Origin of the sequence: Streptomyces sp. NPDC005808, assembly GCF_042871385.1 — a bacterium.
Lineage (GTDB): Bacteria > Actinomycetota > Actinomycetes > Streptomycetales > Streptomycetaceae > Streptomyces.
The window spans coordinates 68,031-86,721 of the sequence record NZ_JBIAIK010000005.1 but is presented as its reverse complement, the minus strand read 5'-3'; the positions used below and the strand labels follow the sequence as shown (position 1 = coordinate 86,721).

Genomic DNA, 18,691 nt, shown 5'->3' with positions numbered 1-18,691 from the left:
GGAATTTCCTTCGGGTCGGTCACCCGTGCGGGTGATCGGCACACTCAAAGGCCGGAGCCTCGGTTGGCGGAATGGGTATTCATATGACTGAGTGTCAGTAGGCGGAAGCAGTCAGAAGGCAAATCGGAGTTCCGGAAGACGGAATGTGCCGTCGGAACAGCAGTGTGGAGAGAGGAGCAGGCATGGCCCCTCAGCAGCAACGGCCCCGGAGCAGGCGGCTGGTGTGCGTCGCGGCCGGCATCGTCGCGTCGGTCGCCCTGGCGTCGGGTCCGGGATACGCCGTCGGCGCCGGGGTGGTGGGAGTCGACGATCCGCCGGCGCCGACACCGGCGTCGGTGACCCCGGCGACGACACCTGTGACGCCCGCACCCCTCACGCCACCCGCGACACCTACGGCACCTCCGACAGCCGTGACTCCCACGGACACGTCCGAACCGAAGCCCGCCGAAAAAGCGCCCGCGTTCGGCGCCTACCTCGACTACGGCGCCCGCGGTGTCGCGCGGATCGCCGAGCTCAGCAAGTGGCTGGGCGGCACCGAACTCCGCGTCGGGCACACGTATCTGCCCAGCGACCGCTGGAGCAACATCGAGGGCGCCCCCGGCTTCCTCGACGTCTGGGCGGACTGGCGGCGCGAGCAGGACGACCGGATGCTCGTCCTCAACGTGCCGATGATGGAGCGGAACGAGGAGAACGTCTCCGACGCCGAGGTCCGGGTGCTGCTGCGCCAGGCCGCCGCCGGGGCGTTCGACAAGCACTTCCGCGCGCTCGCCGAGCGCCTTGTCGAGCTGAAGGTGCCGGACACCGTCATCGTGCTCGGCTGGGAAATGAACGGCATCACGTACACCCATCGCTGCGGTCCCGACCCGGAGGCCTGGAAGAAGTACTGGAACAGAATCGTCACCACCATGCGGTCGGTGCCGGGACAGAAATTCCGGTTCGACTTCACCCCGAACCGCGGCCGGGACGCCATCCCCTGGACGCAGTGCTATCCGGGGGACGACACGGTCGACATCATCGGCATGGATTCGTACGACCAGCCGTCCGGGCTGTCATTCGACGAGCAGGTGAAAGAGCCGTACGGGCTTCAGGAGCATGTGGACTTCGCCAAATCCCATGGCAAGCCCATTTCCTATCCTGAATGGGGACTCTTCCGCAACGGCGACAATGCGGCGTACATGAAGCGCATGCTCGCGTGGATGGACGAGCACAAGCCGCTGTACAACACGGTCACCGACTACTGCCCGCACGGTGTGTGGCAGTGCGCGGACAACCCGAAGGCGTCCGAGATCTACCGCTCGGCGCTGTCCGGCCGGACGGATCCCACACCCGATCCCACACCCGATCCCACGCCCGACCCGACTCCGCCGCCCAAGCCGGTGGCCCCGCCCAACTGCTCGCCGGTGGCCCTGGGCGACTGGGTCGAGTACTGGATCGGCGGAAAGCTCTGCCTCCGCTTCGACTGGTGGTCGCGCGACAGATGAGGTGGGCATGAGAGCGGTGGCGGCGGGTCGTTCACGGACTGCCGCCACCGCGCTCCCTCCAGCGTCGCAACAGCTCCTTGCCCCGGCTGCGCGCGGCGACGTCGCAGACGACCGCCGACATCAGCGGCGCCGTTCGCCGCCGGGCGAGCAGCAGTCGCTGGTTGACGACGGGGTCCGGGCGCCAGTGGTGCTTGTAGGGCTCGTCGCCGCGCAGCAGGCTCAGCACCGCGCGTCCGCCCGCCTCGGTGTGCTGGGCGCAGGCGTTGAGCAGTATCACCGCGACATCCGCCTTCCGCTCGCGCAGCTGCGGATGGGCGCCGTACAGATAGCCGCCCGCCAGGCGCCGCGACAGCAGTGTGAGGTCCACGGCCATCACGGTGTCGTCGAGCCGGAACTCGGTGACCACCGCGTCCCCCGAGCGCACCATCGGACCGACGGACCGGACCAGATGCTCGGAGAACCTCTCCTGAAGGTGTTCGGACGTCACCTTCCTTCCCTGCCACTGCAGTTGATGCAGTTCGAGCAACCGCCGCAGCGCCGCGTCCACCTCGTCATGGCCTACGACACGCTGCTCGACCCCGAGGGCGCTGAGCTTGCGCAGCTTGGCCCGTACCCGCTGGGCCTTCGACGAGGGGAGCCGGCCGACCAGTTCGTCCATCGAGGTGCCCGGCAGCTCCAGGCAGAGCGAGTCGCGCACCCGGCTGCGCGGACCGCGCCAGCGCTCGAAGATCCGCTCCGCCGCGCCGCCGGGCCGCACTTCGCGGAAGTCGATGAGCGCGGTGCGGGCGGCCGCCGACAGCCCCTCGGTGAGCGTGGCCGCCGCCCGGTCGGCGTGGTCGTCGTCGATGAGGACGTCCCCGTAGTCGGAGATCGCCCCGCCGAGCGGCACCAGCGCGGGCAGCGGACGGCGTACGCGCATCAGCGGGGCCACCGCCCGCAGTTCGTCGCCGTCACGTACGAGCACCAGCCGCAATCGCCCAGGGGTGCCGTACGAGAGCCACCAGGAGTGCAGCCAGGCGTGACTCTGGAACGGGGTGGCCGTGGCACAACTCCGGAACAGACGGCCCCAGGCCGGGCCGAGCTCGGCGAACTCACGCTCGTCGGTGACGAGTTCGGCCACCAAAGTCCCGGCGGCGGTGGTCTGCAGCGTGCCGCTCACATCTGCCCGCGCACGTCGGCGGCCGTGGCGGGGCTCGGCACGGAGGCCGGGCGGGCGGCCTCCATGGTGCGCCGGGGACGGACGAGCAGCACCAGACCGCCGAGCAGGCCGCCCGCGCTCGCGCCCACCAGACCGGTCACAACCGGCGATGCCGAGGACGCCTCGGTGGGCTTCGTGGCGCGGGCGAACTGCTGGAGCTCGACGTTCGTGTCGGCCTTGGCGTCGTTCGCGTGCCGGGTCAGCGCGCGCGAGACGGCGTTGGCCATGTCGGCGGCGAGGTCGGGGCGCGAGGAGGTGGCCGAGACGGAGACCATCGGGGCGTCCGGGGAGGTCGCGGTCTGCACGCTCTCCTGGAGCGTCTTCACCGGCACACCGGCCCACACCTGCGCGTCGCCGAGCACGGCGAGCTGGGTGGCGACCCGGCCGTAGGCCTGCGCGAAGCCGAGGGCGGCCGCCGGGTCCGACTTCTCGGTCGGTACGGCGACGACGTAACTCGTGGCCGTGTACGTCGGCGCCTTCACGACCCCGTACGCGCCGCCGAGCAGCCCGCCGAGCACGGCGCCGGCGACGAGCAGCGACCAGGGCGGCATGGTCTTCGCGCGGGCGATGGCCGCTGCGTTCGGGCGGAGGCCTCTGGTGAGGTTTTCGGTCATCAGGAACTCACTCCCAGTCAGGTGCGGGACACAGCGGCCGCGTACACGTCCATGAGCTGTGCGGCGCTGCGGGTGATGCAGTAGTGATGGGCGGCGTCCGGTACCGAGCGGGGCACGGGACCCTCCTCGCGGACCTTCCGCAGAGCGCGCGCGAAGGAGTCCGAGCCGCCCTGGACCCGACGGGTGCCTCGGGTGGAGCCGGGCGGCAGGTCCTCGACGGCCGGGCAGGAGACGTACAGCACGGGCAGTCCGGCCGCCATCGCCTCCACGACGGCCAGGCCGAACGCCTCCTCGGCGCAGGGCGAGGCGAGGACGTCCATGGCCGCTATCAGCGACGGCAGGTCCGCTCCGGGCAGGCCGCCGATGGGGCGCTCGCCGGTGAACAGCACCCGGTCCGCGATCCCGGCCTGCTGCGCCGCCCGCCGCAGCACGCTTTCCTCCGCGCCGCCGCCGACGAGCAACAGCCAGTAGTCGGCGGGCAGTTCGGCCAGTGCGCGGATGAGTACGTCGAACCGCTTGCCGGCCGTGAGTCTGCCGACGCCGCCGACGACGTACGCGCCTTCCGGCAGTCCGAGCCGGCGCCGGGTGCGCTCGCGCAGCTCCGGGTCGAAGCGGAAGCGGGCCAGGTCGATGCCGTTCGGGACGACCTCGATGCGCGGTGCGGGCACGCCCCAGCGGCGCAGCCGGTCGGCGACGGTCGGCGAGACGGCGACGGTCGACCGGCCGAGCCGCTCACTGGCCAGGTACAGCGCCCGCACCCCCGCGCTCAGCCTGCGCCCCTCCATCTGGGAGTCGCCGAGGGAGTGCTCGGTGGCCACGACGGCCCTGACTCCCGCCAGCCGGGCGGCGAGCCGGCCGTACACGCAGGCCCGGTAGAGGTGGGTGTGCACGAGGTCGTACCGGCCCGCGCGGATCAGGTTCACCAGGCGGGGGAGCGCGGCGAGGTCGCGGTTGCCGGCCATGCCGAGGTGGGTGACGCGTACACCGTCGTCGGTGAGCCCGTCGGCGACCGCGCCCGGGTTGGTGAGGGTGACGACATCACAGTCGACCGGCAAATGGCGTAGCAACAGCCTGAGTTGCTGCTCGGCGCCGCCCACGCCGAGGCCGGTGATGATGTGCAGGGCCTTCATCAGATCCCCTCTGCCGGACGCCGGCGCAGGCGGTGCAGCTTGAGTTTCAGCAGCAGGCGTACGGCGTTGTCGTTCTCGCCGATGTGGACGCGGGGGAGGGCGTGCGGGCCGGTCAGCGGGCCCGGGTCGATCGCGCAGGCGTACGTGTATCCGGCGTTCCGTACGGCGTCCATGACCCGCTGGTCGATCGTCCCGTACGGATAGCAGAAGCCCTCGACGTGAGCACCGATCAACTCCGAGAGCACTGCTCTGCTCTCGGCGACCTCGGCGTACACGAGAGCGTCGTCGGCCTGGGTGAGGTCCACGTGGGTGAGTCCGTGCGAGCCGATCTCGATGCCCACGGAGGCTGCGGCGAGCCGGATGCCCTGCTTGGTCAGCAGCGGTTTGCGGGGGCCGAGCGGGTCCCAGGCGTTGTCACCGCTCAGCCGGCCGGGCAGGACGAAGAGGGTGGCGCCGCAGTCGTGCCGCTGCAGGACCGGCAGGGCGTTCTCGACGAAGTCGGCGTACCCGTCGTCGAAGGTGAGACCGACGAGGTCGCGCCCCTTGCCCCGGGCGCGGGCCGCGAGCAGGTCGCTCATGCTCACACCGCGCAGGCCGCGCCGCCGCAGCCAGGTCAGCTGCTGGTCGAGGCGGTCCGGGGAGACCGTGATGCGGTACGGGTCGTCGGAGGGGTCGCCCACCGAGTGGTACATGGCCACCCACGGCGCCGTCGTGTCGAGGCGTCTGGTGGCGGGGGAGGCGTCAGCGGAAACGGGCATGCGGGAGCCTTTTCGTGAGCGAACGGAGAGCGGGTGCGAAGCCCTGGACCCCCAGGGCCCAGGCGAGCAGGGCGAAGACGACGGTCACGGCTGTGCCGCCGGCGAGGAGAGCGAGCACGGGGGAGTCCACGCTGCTTGCGCAGAGACCGCCCACCAGGGCGGCGACCACGGCCGCGCGCACCGGTTTGCCGATCTCAACGAGCACCTCGCGGGTGTGGATCGGCACACTGCGCGGGCCCATGCCGTACAGCAGGAACGCGGCGCTGATGGTGATGCCGAGGGCGTTGGCGGCGGCGATCCCGAGCACCCCCCAGGAGTCGACGGTCAGCGCGCCGATCCAGGCGGTCGCGACGATCCCCACGGTCATCGCGAACAGCGGGTACCAGGTGGGCCGGCCGCCCGAGAAGTACGAGCGGGCGAGCGCGCCGACCAGGGTGTGGCCGAGCAGCCCGAGGGCGTACACGCGCATGACGGACGCGGTGGCCGCGGTGTCATGTGCGGTGAACGCGCCTCGCTGGAACAGCAGTTGGATCATCTGGGGCGCGCACGCGACGACCACCGCCGCGCCCAGGAGCACCGTGCAGGAGACCAGTGCGAGGTCGCGCTCCACGCGCTTGCGGGCGCGCTCGGTGTCGCCCTCGGCGATCGCCTGCGCGACCACCGGGAAGGTGACGGTGCACAGCATCAGGGAGAGCACCATCGGCATCTGGGCCACTTTCTGGGCGTAGTTCAGATGCGAGATGGCGCCGGCGGGCAGCGAGGAGGCCAGGAAGCGTTCGATGAGGATCTGGGACTGGCGGCACAGCGCGAAGAGCAGCACCGTCGTGACGAGACTCAGGTCCATCGGGCGCGCCTCCTCGACGGCCCCCAGGTCCGCCGCCGCCACCTGCTTGCGCCGGAGCTGCCGCCACAGCGACGGCGCCTGAGCCGCCACCATCAGCCCGCTGCCGAGCGCGACCCCGAGGGCCGCCGAGCGCACACCCCAGTGGCCGCCAAGGACGAACATCGCCGTGATGATCCCGGTGTTGTACGCCACGTAGATGACCGCGGGCGCGACGAACCGCCGGTGCGCCCGCAGCACCGCGCTGCAGTACCCGGCGAAACCGAAGCCCAGGACGCAGGTGGCCGTCAACCGGGTGCAGTCCACGGCCAGTTGGGGATCGGGCAGACCGGGCGCGAGCGCCTCGACCAGGTAGGGCGCCCCGACGATCAGCAGCGCGCAGGCGGCCACGAAGGCCAGCGACAGCCGGGGCAGGGTACTGGCGACCAGCGCACGGACCGGATCGCCCGCGGCTCCCTGCGCCCGCCGGGCGACCGCCATGCTGAACGCCGGGATGAGGATGAAGGCCAGCCCGTCCTCGATCAGCAGCGTCGACGCGAACTCCGGCACCGTCCACGCCACCAGGAACGCGTCCGTCTCCGCCCCGGCCCCGAAGAGATGCGCCAGCGCCTGATCCCGGCCGAGACCCAGCAGGGCTCCGGCGATGGACAGGGCGACGGTGACGAGGGCGGCCTTGGCGAGGAAGCGGTTGGAGGACGGCGGTTCGTCGGCCTTCGGGGCGGCCGGGGGCGCGGTACGGGCGGCGGGGAGGGGGACCGAAGCCGCGTGGCCCCGGGACCCGCTGCCGCCGCTCGCCACCGCGCTGCGGCCCGTACCGCTGACGGTAGGCCCGGACGCGCCGTCGACCTCGCCACCCGCCCCACCCTCGGCCCCGGCCCGAGGCGGCGTCACTGTCATCGCGCCGAGGCCTCCTCCAGCGATCCAGGCGCCGTCACCGACCGTGACGGCGACGCCGGTGCCGAGGAAGCCGGGTCCATCAGCGCCCACCAGCCCACGAGCCCGAAGCAGACGGCGGTCAGTACGGTCGAAGGTCCGCCGATGTCCGCGTACATGAAGTCGATCAACTGCCAGCCGAGCAGCCCGCACGCGACCAGCGCGCAGTCGAGGCCCGTCGCTGCCCCGTTCCCCGAGGCGGCCCGGGCCCGTACGAGCCCCCGCAGCGCGCACGCCAGCAGTGCCAGCCAACTGCCCACGAGGGCGAGCAGTCCGATCAGTCCCTGTTCGCTGAGGACGAGGAGGTACATGTTGTGCGGGGAGAGCAGCGGCTGCTTGCGGAAGGCGGCGCCGGCGCCGGCGGTGTCGCTGCCGGAGGAGAGCGCGAGGGAGGCGTGGCCGTCGCGGTGGTCGGGGAAGCCCTTCAACCCGACGCCGGTCAGCGGGTGTTCACGCCACATGCCGGCGGCCGCCGCCCACATCGTGTACCGGTCGGTCACCGACTGGTCCGGCGCGTCGGCGACCTGAGTGATGCTGCTGATCCGCTCCTGGAGCATCGCGGAGCCGACGCCGAACCCGCCCACGAGGATCACCACCGCGGCGGTGACCACCGCGCCCACCTGCACCGCCCGCCGCAGCCCCGCCAACACCAACTGCGCCCCGCACGCCGCCGCCGTGGCGATCCACGCGCCCCGGCTGAACGACAGTGCCAGCGGCAGCAGCAGCAGCAGCGAACACACCACGGCGGCCGTCCGCTGCCGGGCGGCGCCCGACCCCAGCGCCAGCCCCACGGCACAGACCAGCCCGAACGCCACCACGGTCGCCATCCCCATGATGTCCGACGCCCCGAACGTCCCCACCGCCCGGATGTCCTCGCCCTGGTAGGAGGCGCCGGTCCCGGTGACGTACTGGTTCACCCCGACCGCCCCCTGCCAGAGCGCGAGACCGACGAACGACCAGGCCAGCAGGCGGAAGTCACGCCGGTCACGCACCAGCAGCAGCACCGCCGCCGGGACCAGCACGAACACCTGGAGGTAGCGGGCGAGACCGCTGATCCCCGCCCCCGGGCTCGCCGCCCCGGCCGCCGCGACCGCGATACCGACCACGGGCAGCCCGATGACCACCGCCGCCGTACGGGACAGGGGGCGCCGCCGGCGTCGTACCAGACGCACCACGCAGCACAGCACGACGAGCCCGGAGACCGCGTCGGCCACCGTCGCGCCGCCTTCGCCGCCGGGCGCGACCGGCAACCCGAGCAGGGCGATCACGGCGACGACCGGCAGCACGGGCAGCGCCCGCCCGAGGGCGGACGTCACCGTGTTCAGGGGCCGGAGAAGCAGGACCTGGCTCACCGGCTCAGCTCCCCGTCGGACGTACGAGCGAGGCGGCCGTACGCAGCAGGATGCAGATGTCCTGCCACAGCGACCAGTTGTCGATGTACGCGTTGTCGAACCGGCAGCGGTCCTCGATGGAGGTGTCACCGCGCAGCCCGTGGATCTGGGCCAGTCCCGTGATGCCGGTCTGCATCCGGTGGCGGGCCGCGTAACCGGGGTAGGTCTGGCTGAACTTCCCCACGAAGTAAGGGCGTTCGGGGCGCGGCCCGACCAGGCTCATGTCGCCCCAGAACACGTTCCACAGCTGGAGCAGCTCGTCCAGTGAGCTGCGTCGCAGGAAGTGGCAGAACCCGCTCATCTCACGCTCGTTCGCCACACTCCAGCGGGTCGCGGCCTCGTGGGCGTCGACCGGGCGATGGGTGCGGAACTTCAGCAGTGTGAAGGGGCGCCCGTCCTTGCCGATGCGCTCCTGCCGGAAGACCACGCCGGGCCCGTCGCTCAGCCGCAGCACGACCGCACACACCAGCAGCAACGGGCTGACCAGCAGCAACAGCGTCCCGGAGACCGCGACATCGAGCAGCCGCTTGCCGAGGCTGCCATGGCGCCCGGGGGCGGACAGCCGTCGGCAGGAGAACCCCGCGAGCTGCCCGCGCTGTCCGCTGTCGTACGAGGGCGAGTCCGCGTCGATCTCCCACACCACGCAGCCCGCCTCGGCCAACGCCCGCAGCAGCGGCCCGCGTTCGCCGCCGGACTTCACCACGAGCACGACCTGCACACTGTTCTGGATGAGGGCCCGCTGCACCTCCTCGCCGGTGGTGAGGACCGGCAGCCCGTCACCTCCGGACGCCTGGTCGGCGACGACGCCCACCGGCCGTACTCCGCAGGCCGGATGACGCAGGAAGGCCGCGGCCACCCGCTGAGCGGTCGCGGCGGGACCGATCACCAGGGCGGCGCCGGGACGCAGCACGAGCGCCCTGCGCCGCCGCCAGTGCAGCGCGCCGCGGCCCGCGCAGCTCATCGCCGACTGCAGGGCGCAGCCCACGGCGAGAGTCCGCGCGGACAGCGCGCCGGCAGGGAAGAGCGCCGCGAGCAGGGCCGCCGGCACGCACCAGGCCACCGCGATCCGCGCGCAGACGGCGGGCAGTTCGTCCAGCAGGGCGGGCACGGGCTCGGCGCGGTACAGCGACGCGTGCGCGTTCAGCCGGACCACTCCGAGCACCAGCGCGAGGATGAGGAGCGGCTGGCGCTGGGTCTGGGTGAGCGCAAGACCGGCCAGCAGCGCCGCACCGCCGTCCACGGCGAGCAGCGGCAGCCGGGAGGGCCGACGCACGGAAGGCCGTTTTCCGGCCGGGAATCTGAAGCCGTCGGCGACCTCGCGGGGAGGGATGACCGAGACGGGCGAGAATCCGTACTCCCGGGGCTGTCCGCCCGGGGAGGGAACGGTGCTTTCCGCAGTCACGAGTGGATGGACTCCCTGCACTCGGTGGGTTCCCCGCTCGCGGCGTGTACGCCGAGCCTCGGAGTGAGCAAGTCGCGGTAGACGTCCGCGACCGCGTCGGCCGTACGGCGGACGTCGTGCGTGGTCAGTACGTGGCGGCGGCCCTGATGGCCGAGGGACTCGCGCTGTAGCGGGTCGGACAGCAGTTCGGAGATCGTGTGGGCGAGCGGACCCGGCGCCTGCGACGGCACCAGACAGCGCTCGCGGAGGTCCGGCGGCAGGCTCTCCCGGGCGCCGTCCACTTCGGTGAGGACCACCGGGCGCCCACAGGCCATGGCCTCCAGCGGAGCCAGCGCCATGCCCTCCCAACGGGACGGCAGCACCACCAGATCGGCGGCCTGATACCAGGGGACGGCATCCTCGGCGGCCCCGGCGAACAGCACCCCGCCGGGCGCCTGAACCCTCAGCCGCTCGGCGTCCGGCCCGTCCCCGACCAGCACGAGCCGGGCCGCGGGCACCCGCCGGACCACCTCGGGCCACGCCCGAAGCAGGACGTCCTGTCCCTTCTGCCGGCACAGCCGCCCCACACAGACCACCAGCGGTGTCACCGGTCCGACCCCCGCTGCGGCGAGCAACGGAATCCCGGCTCGTACGGTGTCCACGGCCGCGGGGTGGAAGCGCGCCGGATCGATCCCGTTCGGGATCACACACCAGGGGGCGTGCACCCCGGCGCGTACGCCGGTATCGCGCTCCGCTTCACTGACACACACCACCCGCGAGGCCCAACGCGCCCCCCACCGCTCCCACTTCAGCGCGAGCCCCGCGGTGACCCCGCCGACCGCCTCGAACGACCAGGCATGCGGCTGGAAGACGGTCGGCACCCGCCCGCGCACGGCGATCCGGGCGGCCAGCCCGGCCTTGGCGCTGTGCGCGTGCACCAGATCGGGCCGCACATCCGCGACGACACGCCCGAGCCGCCGTACCTCCTGAGGCAGCGATGGCCCCGGCGCACGTGTCGCCGGCCAGTCGCGTACGTCGCCGCCGAGCGCCCGGAGCGTCCGGGCGAGGCCGCTGCCCTCCGGGCATGCGACGCTGACGCGCGTTCCGGCGGCGAGCTGCGCCTTCACCAGGTCCGTCACCACCCGGGCGACACCGCCGTCGACCGGCTGGGTGATGTGCAGGACCCGCGACGGAGGGTCGGTTGACAGTTGCATGCGCGGTTCCTCGCTCACGGACGGCGCGCGGGCGCGCGCGTCACTGCTTCGCGTCGACGGCGGTGAACAGTGCCCCGACCCACGCCGTGTCCCGCTGCGAAACGAGCCGGAAGGTCAACTGGTCACCCCCGTGGCGGATCCCCTTACCAAGTTCGAGGACGTCCGAGTCGTAGCCGAGCGTGTTCGGATATGCGGGAACCCGCTCCATCGCGTCAGGACCCGGCTCGCTGATCGTCGAATTGAGCACGTCGTCACGGGGGTTGGCCCTGTCGCCCAGGGCGGTCGGGGCACCGCGTCCGGTCGACACGGTCAGCGAGTCGCCCCGGCTCCCGCGATCACCGTTGTAAGCGACAAGCCCCGCGCGCCCGCCGGCCCCCTCGGGGAACCGCATCCCGCGCAGCCGGATCACCTGGTCCTCGCGCGGGCCGAGCGAGTCGAAGCCGTCCCACATCGCCAGATGCCGCAGCGGCTCCGACTTCTTCTCGTACGCCACCATCAGCGTCCAGCCGCCCCAGGCCCCCGCGGCGGAACGGCCCATCGCCACATTGACCTGCGCCACCGTGTACAGCCCCGCGCCGCTCGCCCGCACCAGCTTCGTGACGTCCGCCGAGGCCTGGAAAGCGTCGGCGCCGCGGGCCACCCGGTGCCCGACCACACTGTCCGCGAGCACGGCCTTGTACTCCCCGTCGGGCTCCGCGATCAGTACCCGCCCGTTGTCCTTCGCCGGCTTCTGCTCACCGACCCGGAGGTTGCCGCCCCAGTACAGCCGCGCGTAGGTGACGCGCGCGCCCTGCGGCAGACGGACCTCGCCGAGGCTGGAGTTGTAGGTGTTCGGGTCCTTGTCGATGTCGACGTAGAACATGTCGAAATCGCTGTTCACGGCCGTTTTGCCGGAACGCGCGGCGGAACAGGACGGCGCCGGCCGGGTGAGCGTCGCACGGCAGCTGATGGAGGAGTTGGCCGCTCGGACGATTCCGCCGTGCTGCAGCGCGCGGTAGCGCTGGGTGAAGGTGACGCTCTCCGCCTCGGCGGCGGACGGCGCGGCCGCCGCGGGGCAGCCCGGTGCCAGGAGGGTGGCGAGGACAGAGCAGCCGACCATCGCACGGCGCAGCAGAGGACCCGGGGAATTACGCATGACCGGCGGTGCCCTTTCGGGGGAAAAGGTTCTGGACCAGCGGACGTCCGGAGCGCTCGGGGGACTCCGGATCGACGGAAATCTGCAGATCACTTATGTGCGCGTTGACTCCCCGTCTGTTTACGACGTCTGGTGAGGCCTGCTGCCACGCAGCCTCGGGAGGAACGCAACACTAGCCGCTATCCGTATTTATCGGTGAAAGCTGGCAAGTGTGTCGGAATGGTGAAGTCGGGCGGTTTGGGAGATCACCCTTTCGGAGGCACAACCCGCGCGTGTGCCGCGCGTTGATTCCAGAGCCGGGCATCCCCGCCCGGATGTTGTGTCGACTCCAAGGAGCACTTCTCCATGTCGCGTATCGCGAAGGGCCTGGCCCTGACCTCCGTTGCCGCCGCCGCTGTGGCGGGCACCGCCGGCATCGCCGCCGCCGACAGCGACGCACACGGCGCGGCCGCCCACTCCCCGGGCGTCCTGTCGGGCAACGTCCTGCAGGTCCCGATCCACGTCCCGGTCAACGTCTGCGGGAACACGATCAACGTCATCGGTCTGCTGAACCCCGCGTTCGGCAACACCTGCGTCAACGACTGACGTCAGCGCGGACCTTCTGCCGGCCGTCCTCCCAACGGGAGGGCGGCCGGTTCGCGTTGCCTCGAATGGGGGGAAGCGGGTCTTCTCTCCCGGCAGGCGCCTCACCAGGGCGGACGCCTGCGCCAAGCCCGCAGGGCCGCCACACAGGGCATTCGATCGGTTGCAGACGGCCATCACCGCTTCCACGGTGAGCACAAGGTCCTAGCGAACCATCGAAGGGAACCATCCATGCGTGCTCTGCCCGCACGGCGCATCGCGTCCTCCGCACTCTGCGCCACGCTTCTGCTCGGGATCGCCGCACCCGCCGCCGTAGCGGCGGACAGCGACTCGGCGCGTGGCCGCACCTCTGCGGTGGCGGCGCCCGTCCCCGGCGCGGACGCGCTCCTGGCGCAGGTCCAGTCCCTGGCCGACATCGGGGGCGTTCTGACCCCGGTCACCGATCTGCTCAACGCCGTGCTCAAGGCGGACAACGGACAGCTCTCCGCCGACCAGGCGGCCACGCTCGGCCAGGCCGTGAAGGACGCGATCGCCAAGCTCACCGCGGCGGCTCCGGTGGCGCCGCCGGCGGCGGTTCCGGCCGTTCCCGCGGCGCCGGCGGTCCCGGCCGTGCCCGCGGCCCCGGCGCTGCCGGCCGTGCCCGCGCTGCCCTCGCTCCCCAAGAGCGCCGAGGACCAGGACGACAAGGCTCCCGGCGCGAACGGTCCGCGTGCCGCGGCTCCCGCCGACCTGAAGGCCGACGCGCTTGCCGCGCTGCAGAAGGCGGTCGACACGCTGCTCGCGGCGGTCACCTCCGGCGATCCCGCCGGAGTGGTCCCCGCGGCGACGGCCGTGGTCACGGGACTCGTCAACCTCATCGTCGCCGTGGTGCTCGGTGGCGGCCTGCCCGTGCCCAACCTGCCCGGCCTGCCCAGCCTGTCCTCGCTGCCGGCGGCCCCCGCTCTCCCCGCGGTTCCTGCGGCTCCGGCCCTCCCGACGGGCGGTCTTCTGCCCTCCTGAGTACGGGGAGCGGTGCCTGAGGCGAAGCAGTCGCCACCCCACCGTGGGGGGGGGGGGGGGGGGGGGGGGGGGGGGGGGGGGGGGGGGGGGGGGGTGTGGTGGTTTTTTTTGGTTTGGGGGGGGGGGCGGGGGTGGGGGTGGGGGGGGGGGGGGGGGGTCGGGCCCGCCCCCCCCCGCCGGGGGGGGCCGGCGGGCCCCCCCCCCCCCCCCCCCCCCCCCCCCCCCCCCCCCCCCCCCCCCCCCCCCCCCCCACGGCTGTTTTGTATTCGCTCTTATATGAGAATGCGACGCGCCGTTCATTCGGGTGGGGTGCAGGAAACTTCTGCACACGGGGTTTCCGTCGCGTCCGGTCCTCGTTAGCCAGGGCGTATACGCATTCCCTCTGGTGACATGAGTTGCCGAAGAAAGGAACACGATGAAGTCCCTGAAGGCCGCCGCTGTCGTTGCCGGGTCCATCGCCATCGCTGGTGCCGCCGCGCCCGCCTTTGCCTACGAGGCCTCCGACGTCACCCCCACCAGCCTCAACGGCGCCCTGGAGACCATCACCAGCCAGCGCTCGCTCAGCCTGGAGGACGTACAGCCCCTGCAGCACCAGTCGGACGCGCTCAACACCGAGAACGAGAGCTCGCCGCTCAGCGCCGTGAACAGGGCGGCGGACGCGCTCAACTCGGTCGGCGGGCCCACGGCGCTCCTCGGCGGACTTCCCCTCCAGGGCTGATCAGAGCTAATCAGGTCATTTCATCGCGTGTCTTTTCCGCGAGGCCTGCTGACACCTCCATACGCTGGACCAAATCTCCAAGGAAAGGGCTGAAGATGAACACTGCCAAGAAAGCCGCTCTGATTATCGCCACTGCGGGAATGGCCGCTGGTGCCGCTTCGGGCAGCGCCTTCGCCGACGCCGGTGCGCAGGGTGCGGCGGTCAAGTCCCCGGGCGTCCTGTCGGGCAACGTCGTTCAGGTCCCCGTGCACGTTCCCGTGAATGTCTGCGGGAACACGGTCGACGTCATCGGTCTGCTGAACCCGGCGTTCGGCAACACCTGCGTCAACAAGTGACGTCGTACGCGGGCTGAGTCGTACGCAGGCTCCAAGGGCCGATTCCGCACCTCGCGGAATCGGCCCTTTCGCGTTGTCGGCCGGTCGTTGTCGGGTGTGCGCTGCCTGCTGTGGGTGGTTGCCGGGGGTGTGTGCTGGGGTGTCTGCTGTGGGTCGTCCATTGCCGGTTGCCGGTTGCCGGTTGCGGGTTGGCTGTTGGCTCTTGCGGGTTGTTCGAAAGCGTCCCTCGTTCGTGTGGTCGGGCGGGCGGTTGTCGCCCGGTCGGGTGAGAAAGGGGCGGCTCCGTTCGGGTGCGTGGATAAGGTTCCGCGGTGACCTCAACCTCAAGCGAAACGCGCCCTTTCCGGGCCGCCGATCTCGGCACGCTCGCCGTGATGGCCTTCAGCGGTGACGCTCCCGACGGCGACATGCCGTATCTCCTCGCCTATTCCCTGGGTGACAGCGAGGGCGGCCCCGAGGCCACCGCGGCCGCCATCGAACGGCTGCTGAGCGACAACGGTCTGCCCGTCGGCGACACCCTCCTCGACGGTTCCCGGCACCCGAGCCTGCCGCTCACCCTCCTCGTCGAGGCCGGCCAGGCCGTCGTCACCATGCCGTCCCTCAACGCCCAGTGCGTCGTTCCCCCCGAGTGGTCCGCGGCGGTCGGTGAACGCGGCTACGCCTACTTCCTGTTCGCCACCCGCGCCTGGCCCGACGCCGAGCCCGGCAAGCCCGTGGCCCCGGAGACCCTGGCCGCCTTCGCGGGTGACGAGGAGACTTTGAACAGCGCGGCGCACGTCCTGCTGCCCGCGCGCCGCCTGCGCGGCTGATGACACGGGGCGATGACACGGGCCGATGACACGGACCGCGGGTGGCGGCCGCTCGCTCGCCCTGCTGCTGGTTGTCACGGGGGCAGCCGGTCTGCTGGCCTCCTGGATCATCACGATCGACAAGTTCAAGCTGCTGGAGAACCCGGACTTCGTGCCCGGCTGCAGCCTGAACCCGGTCGTCTCCTGCGGCAACATCATGAAGAGCGACCAGGCCTCGGCCTTCGGATTCCCCAACCCGATGCTGGGGCTGCTGGCGTACGGCATCGTCGTCTGCGTCGGTGTCAGCCTGCTCGCCGGAGCGGTCTTTCCGCGCTGGTACTGGCTGCTCTTCGACGCGGGCATGTTGTTCGGCGTCGGGTTCTGCACCTGGCTGCAGTTCCAGTCGCTCTACCGCATCAACTCGCTGTGCCTGTGGTGCTGTCTGGCATGGGTCGCCACGATCCTCATGTTCTGGTACGTGACGTCATTCAACGTGAGGAATGAATTCCTGCCCGCGCCGGGCTGGTTGAGGGCATTCCTCGCGGAATTCACCTGGGTGCTGCCGGTGGTGCACATCGGCATCGTCGGAATGTTGATCCTGACCCGATGGTGGGACTTCTGGACGAGCTGACTATTGGGCTCGTTGGGGGAATCTTGCGCTGATGAGCTTCTCAGGATCGTTACGCGGTACGGACGCTGACCCCCCGAATCCTGAAAGGGACCGTACCTGAAATGAAGTCGACCACTCGAGGAACTCTTGCCGCTGTCCTGACCGGCGTCGCGGCAGCGGTGGGTGCCGCCGCCGCGACCCCCGCCGCCGCGGCCGGGACGGTACCTGTCCCTGTACCACTGGACGGTGTGGAGAGTGCCCTCAACATGCAGCTGCCCAAGATCTCCGGGCAGCTGCCAGTACCCATGCCGGGCAGCCCGGACGGCCCCCGGTACGTCGAGGGTCGGCTGCTTCCCGAGCGTGCCCTGCCGCAGCTGCCGGTGGGTGCCGGGTTGCCCGGGGCGGACGTACACACGCCCCTTCCGCATGTCCTCGGGGACGGCTTCGACCACCTCGGAGTCGGAGCGCCCGCCGCCGACCTCCGGACCCTGACCCCGGGGCTGTCCCTGGACACTCCGCTCACCCCGCCGAACTCCGACAACTTCGGCCTGCCGGAGCCGAAGCTCCCCCAGGTCGCCGTACTGACACCGCTGCTGCAGACGGTGCCGGGCGCGAACGTGGTCATGGGGCCCGGGGCGTAACGGACATAGGGGCGAGGTCCGGGTGCCGGCCCGGATCTGCCGCCCGCACCACTCCGCGACCGACACCGACCGCACGCGCACCCGTTGATCCGGCTGATCCGGCTGATCCGGCGAGGAGAGAACCATGTTCGTCAACAGAGTGCCGAGCAGAGTGTCGAGCGCGGTGTCGGTGAGGGCGGTGGAGCCGGTCGTCCAGGGGAGCGCGGGGCAGCCGGGCCGCCCGGTGGGCTCGCGGCGCGGGAGCCGGCGGGACGTCGTGCGCGGCCTGCTCGCGTCGGCCGTCGCCGTGGCGCTGACCCCGGTCGTCGCGGCCTCGCGGCCCCCGCATCCTCCTCTGCCCCCTCGCTCCGAGGACCTCTCCTTCGACGAGACGTACCGAGGGCGCCACCTTCTCGGCGCGAAGACCGGTGCGGGCAGCCGTGCCGCGGTCGCCGGCGGTGACTGGCGGATCACCGTGGACGGCCGGCCGCTGCACCTGATGCGCCGCGCGGACGGCGGCTACCTGAGCATGGTGGACCACTACCGGTCGTATCCGACTGCGCTGGCCGCCGCCCGCGCGGCCGTCGACGAGCTGGGCCCCTCCGAGCAGTTGCGCGGCATGGACGCGGAGGGGAGCGACACCAAGGGGAGCGGCGCGGTGGGGGGTGGTCACGCGCATGGTGTACACCCGTAGGGACGTCAGCACGCTGACACGAGCGGAGCGGCGTCGCTTCGTCGGCGCGCTGCTGGAGGTCAAGCGCAGAGGTGAGTACGACGAGTTCGTGCGCATGCACATCGAGTACTACGTCTCGGACGGCGAGGGCGGACTGCGCACGGCCCATATGGCGCCTTCCTTCTTCCCCTGGCACCGACGGTTCCTGCTGGACCTGGAACAGGCGCTGCGCCGTGTGGACTCCGGGGTGAGCGTGCCGTATTGGGACTGGACGCGCGACCGTACGACGTCGTCCGCGCCGTGGACCGCGGATCTGCTCGGAGGCAACGGGCGGCGCTCCGACAGGCAGGTCATGACCGGCCCCTTCGCCTACGCGCACGGCAAGTGGCGGATCAGGGAGGCGGTGACCGACGGCGAGTTCCTCACCCGCGAGTTCGGCCGCCCGCAGGCGCCGATGGAGCTGCCCACGAAGCGTGAACTGGACTCCGCTCTGGCAGATCCCGTCTACGACACCGCGCCCTGGAACTCCACGTCCTCCAAGGGGTTCCGTAACCGGCTCGAAGGGTGGGGTTCGGGGTCCGGGACGACGGCCTGGCGCAACCACAACCGCGTGCACCGCTGGGTTGGCGGGCACATGCTGGGCGGCGCCTCCGTCAACGACCCCGTCTTCTGGCTGCACCACGCCTTCGTGGACCTTCAGTGGTCCCGCTGGCAGAAGCGGCACCGTGGCGCGCGCTATCTGCCGGCGCGGCCGCCGGGGCCGGGCGACGAGCAGTACGAGCGGATCGTCGCCCGGCACGAGAAACTGCCGCCCTGGGGCGTGACACCGGACGAGCTGGAAGACCACAGCCGGATCTACCGGTACGCCTGAGTATCTGTCGGCAAGCGTGAGAAGGCCCCCGGCGGTGACTACCGCCGGGGGCCTTCTCGTACGCGCTTCGGGTCAGCTGCCGTAGCCGCTGGGGCCGTGGTGGCCGCCCTTGCCGTGGTCGCCGTTGTTCACGCAGGTGTTGCCGAAGGCCGGGTTCAGCAGACCGATGACGTCGATCGTGTTCCCGCACACGTTGACCGGCACGTTGATCGGGAGCTGGACGACGTTGCCCGACAGGACACCGGGCGAGCCGACGGCCTCGCCCTGAGCGCCGGCGTCCGCCATGGCCAGACCGGCCCCGCTGAGCACCACGGCACCCGTGCCGAGAGCGACACCGGCTACCTTCGCGATGCGAGACATCACGTTCTCCTTTGATTCGGGGAGTGCGATCGCTCGATCGCGACCGCACTCCCCTTCAA

20 protein-coding genes are annotated in these 18,691 nt (G+C 71.5%); 10 read left to right on the top strand and 10 right to left on the bottom strand.

Features of this window, described 5'->3' with window-relative positions:
* The first annotated feature begins 182 nt into the window (after window positions 1-182).
* The gene (locus ACFYPC_RS13230; RefSeq protein WP_388674496.1) at window positions 183-1,481 is read left to right on the top strand and encodes a glycoside hydrolase family 26 protein; all 1,299 of its coding nucleotides are present in this window, start codon (window positions 183-185) and stop codon (window positions 1,479-1,481) included.
* A 31-nt stretch (window positions 1,482-1,512) separates the two neighbouring features.
* Here the strand turns inward: ACFYPC_RS13230 and ACFYPC_RS13225 are convergent, their stop codons facing one another.
* From ACFYPC_RS13225 to ACFYPC_RS13185, 9 genes are read right to left on the bottom strand one after another with little or no spacing between them, the layout of a single operon-like run.
* Window positions 1,513-2,640 carry a GNAT family N-acetyltransferase gene (locus ACFYPC_RS13225; RefSeq protein WP_388674494.1) on the bottom strand — a complete coding sequence of 376 codons (1,128 nt, stop codon included), beginning with the start codon at window positions 2,638-2,640 and terminating at the stop codon, window positions 1,513-1,515.
* Window positions 2,637-3,293, bottom strand: a complete 657-nt coding sequence (locus ACFYPC_RS13220) for a lipopolysaccharide biosynthesis protein (protein WP_388674492.1) — start codon at window positions 3,291-3,293, stop codon at window positions 2,637-2,639. Before ACFYPC_RS13220 ends, ACFYPC_RS13225 begins: the two co-directional genes overlap by 4 nt.
* 17 nt (window positions 3,294-3,310) lie before the next feature.
* Window positions 3,311-4,423 (bottom strand): glycosyltransferase, encoded by a 1,113-nt coding sequence (locus ACFYPC_RS13215; RefSeq protein ID WP_388674490.1) that lies wholly within the window; start codon window positions 4,421-4,423, stop codon window positions 3,311-3,313.
* On the bottom strand, window positions 4,423-5,181 hold the full coding sequence (locus tag ACFYPC_RS13210) for a polysaccharide deacetylase family protein (protein WP_388674488.1): 759 nt from the start codon (window positions 5,179-5,181) through the stop codon (window positions 4,423-4,425). Before ACFYPC_RS13210 ends, ACFYPC_RS13215 begins: the two co-directional genes overlap by 1 nt.
* On the bottom strand, window positions 5,165-6,919 hold the full coding sequence (murJ, locus tag ACFYPC_RS13205) for a murein biosynthesis integral membrane protein MurJ (protein ID WP_388674486.1): 1,755 nt from the start codon (window positions 6,917-6,919) through the stop codon (window positions 5,165-5,167). The genes ACFYPC_RS13210 and murJ overlap by 17 nt, the downstream gene beginning before the upstream one ends.
* Complete coding sequence (locus ACFYPC_RS13200; protein WP_388675226.1) at window positions 6,916-8,271, bottom strand: O-antigen ligase family protein; 1,356 nt, start codon at window positions 8,269-8,271, stop codon at window positions 6,916-6,918. The genes murJ and ACFYPC_RS13200 overlap by 4 nt, the downstream gene beginning before the upstream one ends.
* A gap of 40 nt (window positions 8,272-8,311) precedes the next feature.
* Complete coding sequence (locus ACFYPC_RS13195) at window positions 8,312-9,748, bottom strand: exopolysaccharide biosynthesis polyprenyl glycosylphosphotransferase (protein WP_388674484.1); 1,437 nt, start codon at window positions 9,746-9,748, stop codon at window positions 8,312-8,314.
* Window positions 9,745-10,941: a glycosyltransferase family 4 protein gene (locus ACFYPC_RS13190; protein ID WP_388674482.1), complete on the bottom strand. Its 1,197-nt coding sequence runs from the start codon at window positions 10,939-10,941 to the stop codon at window positions 9,745-9,747. Before ACFYPC_RS13190 ends, ACFYPC_RS13195 begins: the two co-directional genes overlap by 4 nt.
* A 40-nt stretch (window positions 10,942-10,981) precedes the next feature.
* The gene (locus tag ACFYPC_RS13185) at window positions 10,982-12,076 is read right to left on the bottom strand and encodes a DUF3344 domain-containing protein (protein ID WP_388674480.1); all 1,095 of its coding nucleotides are present in this window, start codon (window positions 12,074-12,076) and stop codon (window positions 10,982-10,984) included.
* A gap of 345 nt (window positions 12,077-12,421) precedes the next feature.
* On the opposite strand from ACFYPC_RS13185, the gene chpG reads away from it, so the two are divergent.
* The 9 genes from chpG (at window position 12,422) to ACFYPC_RS13140 (ending at window position 18,272) form a co-directional block, all read left to right on the top strand.
* Window positions 12,422-12,661 carry a chaplin ChpG gene (gene chpG / locus ACFYPC_RS13180; protein WP_384373680.1) on the top strand — a complete coding sequence of 80 codons (240 nt, stop codon included), beginning with the start codon at window positions 12,422-12,424 and terminating at the stop codon, window positions 12,659-12,661.
* A gap of 228 nt (window positions 12,662-12,889) precedes the next feature.
* A complete protein-coding gene (locus ACFYPC_RS13175) occupies window positions 12,890-13,657 on the top strand; it encodes a hypothetical protein (RefSeq protein WP_388674478.1) in 768 nt (255 codons plus the stop codon).
* A 415-nt stretch (window positions 13,658-14,072) separates the two neighbouring features.
* Entirely contained in the window at window positions 14,073-14,375 is a 303-nt protein-coding gene (locus ACFYPC_RS13170; protein ID WP_388674476.1) for a hypothetical protein, read from the top strand.
* Between the two features lie 95 nt (window positions 14,376-14,470).
* Complete coding sequence (locus tag ACFYPC_RS13165) at window positions 14,471-14,710, top strand: chaplin (protein WP_385732572.1); 240 nt, start codon at window positions 14,471-14,473, stop codon at window positions 14,708-14,710.
* Between the two features lie 311 nt (window positions 14,711-15,021).
* Window positions 15,022-15,519: a DUF5949 family protein gene (locus tag ACFYPC_RS13160; RefSeq protein WP_388674474.1), complete on the top strand. Its 498-nt coding sequence runs from the start codon at window positions 15,022-15,024 to the stop codon at window positions 15,517-15,519.
* 25 nt (window positions 15,520-15,544) lie between these two features.
* Window positions 15,545-16,129 (top strand): vitamin K epoxide reductase family protein, encoded by a 585-nt coding sequence (locus tag ACFYPC_RS13155; protein ID WP_388674472.1) that lies wholly within the window; start codon window positions 15,545-15,547, stop codon window positions 16,127-16,129.
* Window positions 16,130-16,230: 101 nt separating this feature from the next.
* Window positions 16,231-16,749, top strand: a complete 519-nt coding sequence (locus ACFYPC_RS13150; RefSeq protein WP_388674470.1) for a hypothetical protein — start codon at window positions 16,231-16,233, stop codon at window positions 16,747-16,749.
* Window positions 16,750-16,873: 124 nt separating this feature from the next.
* Window positions 16,874-17,422 carry a tyrosinase family oxidase copper chaperone gene (locus tag ACFYPC_RS13145; protein WP_388674468.1) on the top strand — a complete coding sequence of 183 codons (549 nt, stop codon included), beginning with the start codon at window positions 16,874-16,876 and terminating at the stop codon, window positions 17,420-17,422.
* Window positions 17,406-18,272 (top strand): tyrosinase family protein, encoded by an 867-nt coding sequence (locus ACFYPC_RS13140; RefSeq protein WP_388674466.1) that lies wholly within the window; start codon window positions 17,406-17,408, stop codon window positions 18,270-18,272. The genes ACFYPC_RS13145 and ACFYPC_RS13140 overlap by 17 nt, the downstream gene beginning before the upstream one ends.
* Before the next feature lie 72 nt (window positions 18,273-18,344).
* Here the strand turns inward: ACFYPC_RS13140 and ACFYPC_RS13135 are convergent, their stop codons facing one another.
* The gene (locus ACFYPC_RS13135; protein WP_388674464.1) at window positions 18,345-18,632 is read right to left on the bottom strand and encodes a chaplin; all 288 of its coding nucleotides are present in this window, start codon (window positions 18,630-18,632) and stop codon (window positions 18,345-18,347) included.
* Window positions 18,633-18,691: the final 59 nt, after the last annotated feature.

Bases quoted from the DNA above. Each gene is read 5' to 3' on its own strand.
- ACFYPC_RS13165 (WP_385732572.1), top strand. From the start codon at position 14,471: ATGAACACTGCCAAGAAAGCCGCTCTGATTATCGCCACTGCGGGAATG.
- ACFYPC_RS13150 (WP_388674470.1), top strand. From the start codon at position 16,231: ATGAAGTCGACCACTCGAGGAACTCTTGCCGCTGTCCTGACCGGCGTC.
- ACFYPC_RS13140 (WP_388674466.1), top strand. From the start codon at position 17,406: ATGGTGTACACCCGTAGGGACGTCAGCACGCTGACACGAGCGGAGCGG.
- ACFYPC_RS13190 (WP_388674482.1), bottom strand. From the start codon at position 10,941: ATGCAACTGTCAACCGACCCTCCGTCGCGGGTCCTGCACATCACCCAG.
- ACFYPC_RS13175 (WP_388674478.1), top strand. From the start codon at position 12,890: ATGCGTGCTCTGCCCGCACGGCGCATCGCGTCCTCCGCACTCTGCGCC.
- chpG (WP_384373680.1), top strand. From the start codon at position 12,422: ATGTCGCGTATCGCGAAGGGCCTGGCCCTGACCTCCGTTGCCGCCGCC.
- ACFYPC_RS13170 (WP_388674476.1), top strand. From the start codon at position 14,073: ATGAAGTCCCTGAAGGCCGCCGCTGTCGTTGCCGGGTCCATCGCCATC.
- ACFYPC_RS13215 (WP_388674490.1), bottom strand. From the start codon at position 4,423: ATGAAGGCCCTGCACATCATCACCGGCCTCGGCGTGGGCGGCGCCGAG.
- murJ (WP_388674486.1), bottom strand. From the start codon at position 6,919: ATGACAGTGACGCCGCCTCGGGCCGGGGCCGAGGGTGGGGCGGGTGGC.
- ACFYPC_RS13135 (WP_388674464.1), bottom strand. From the start codon at position 18,632: ATGTCTCGCATCGCGAAGGTAGCCGGTGTCGCTCTCGGCACGGGTGCC.
- ACFYPC_RS13220 (WP_388674492.1), bottom strand. From the start codon at position 3,293: ATGACCGAAAACCTCACCAGAGGCCTCCGCCCGAACGCAGCGGCCATC.
- ACFYPC_RS13185 (WP_388674480.1), bottom strand. From the start codon at position 12,076: ATGCGTAATTCCCCGGGTCCTCTGCTGCGCCGTGCGATGGTCGGCTGC.
- ACFYPC_RS13230 (WP_388674496.1), top strand. From the start codon at position 183: ATGGCCCCTCAGCAGCAACGGCCCCGGAGCAGGCGGCTGGTGTGCGTC.
- ACFYPC_RS13155 (WP_388674472.1), top strand. From the start codon at position 15,545: ATGACACGGACCGCGGGTGGCGGCCGCTCGCTCGCCCTGCTGCTGGTT.
- ACFYPC_RS13145 (WP_388674468.1), top strand. From the start codon at position 16,874: ATGTTCGTCAACAGAGTGCCGAGCAGAGTGTCGAGCGCGGTGTCGGTG.
- ACFYPC_RS13210 (WP_388674488.1), bottom strand. From the start codon at position 5,181: ATGCCCGTTTCCGCTGACGCCTCCCCCGCCACCAGACGCCTCGACACG.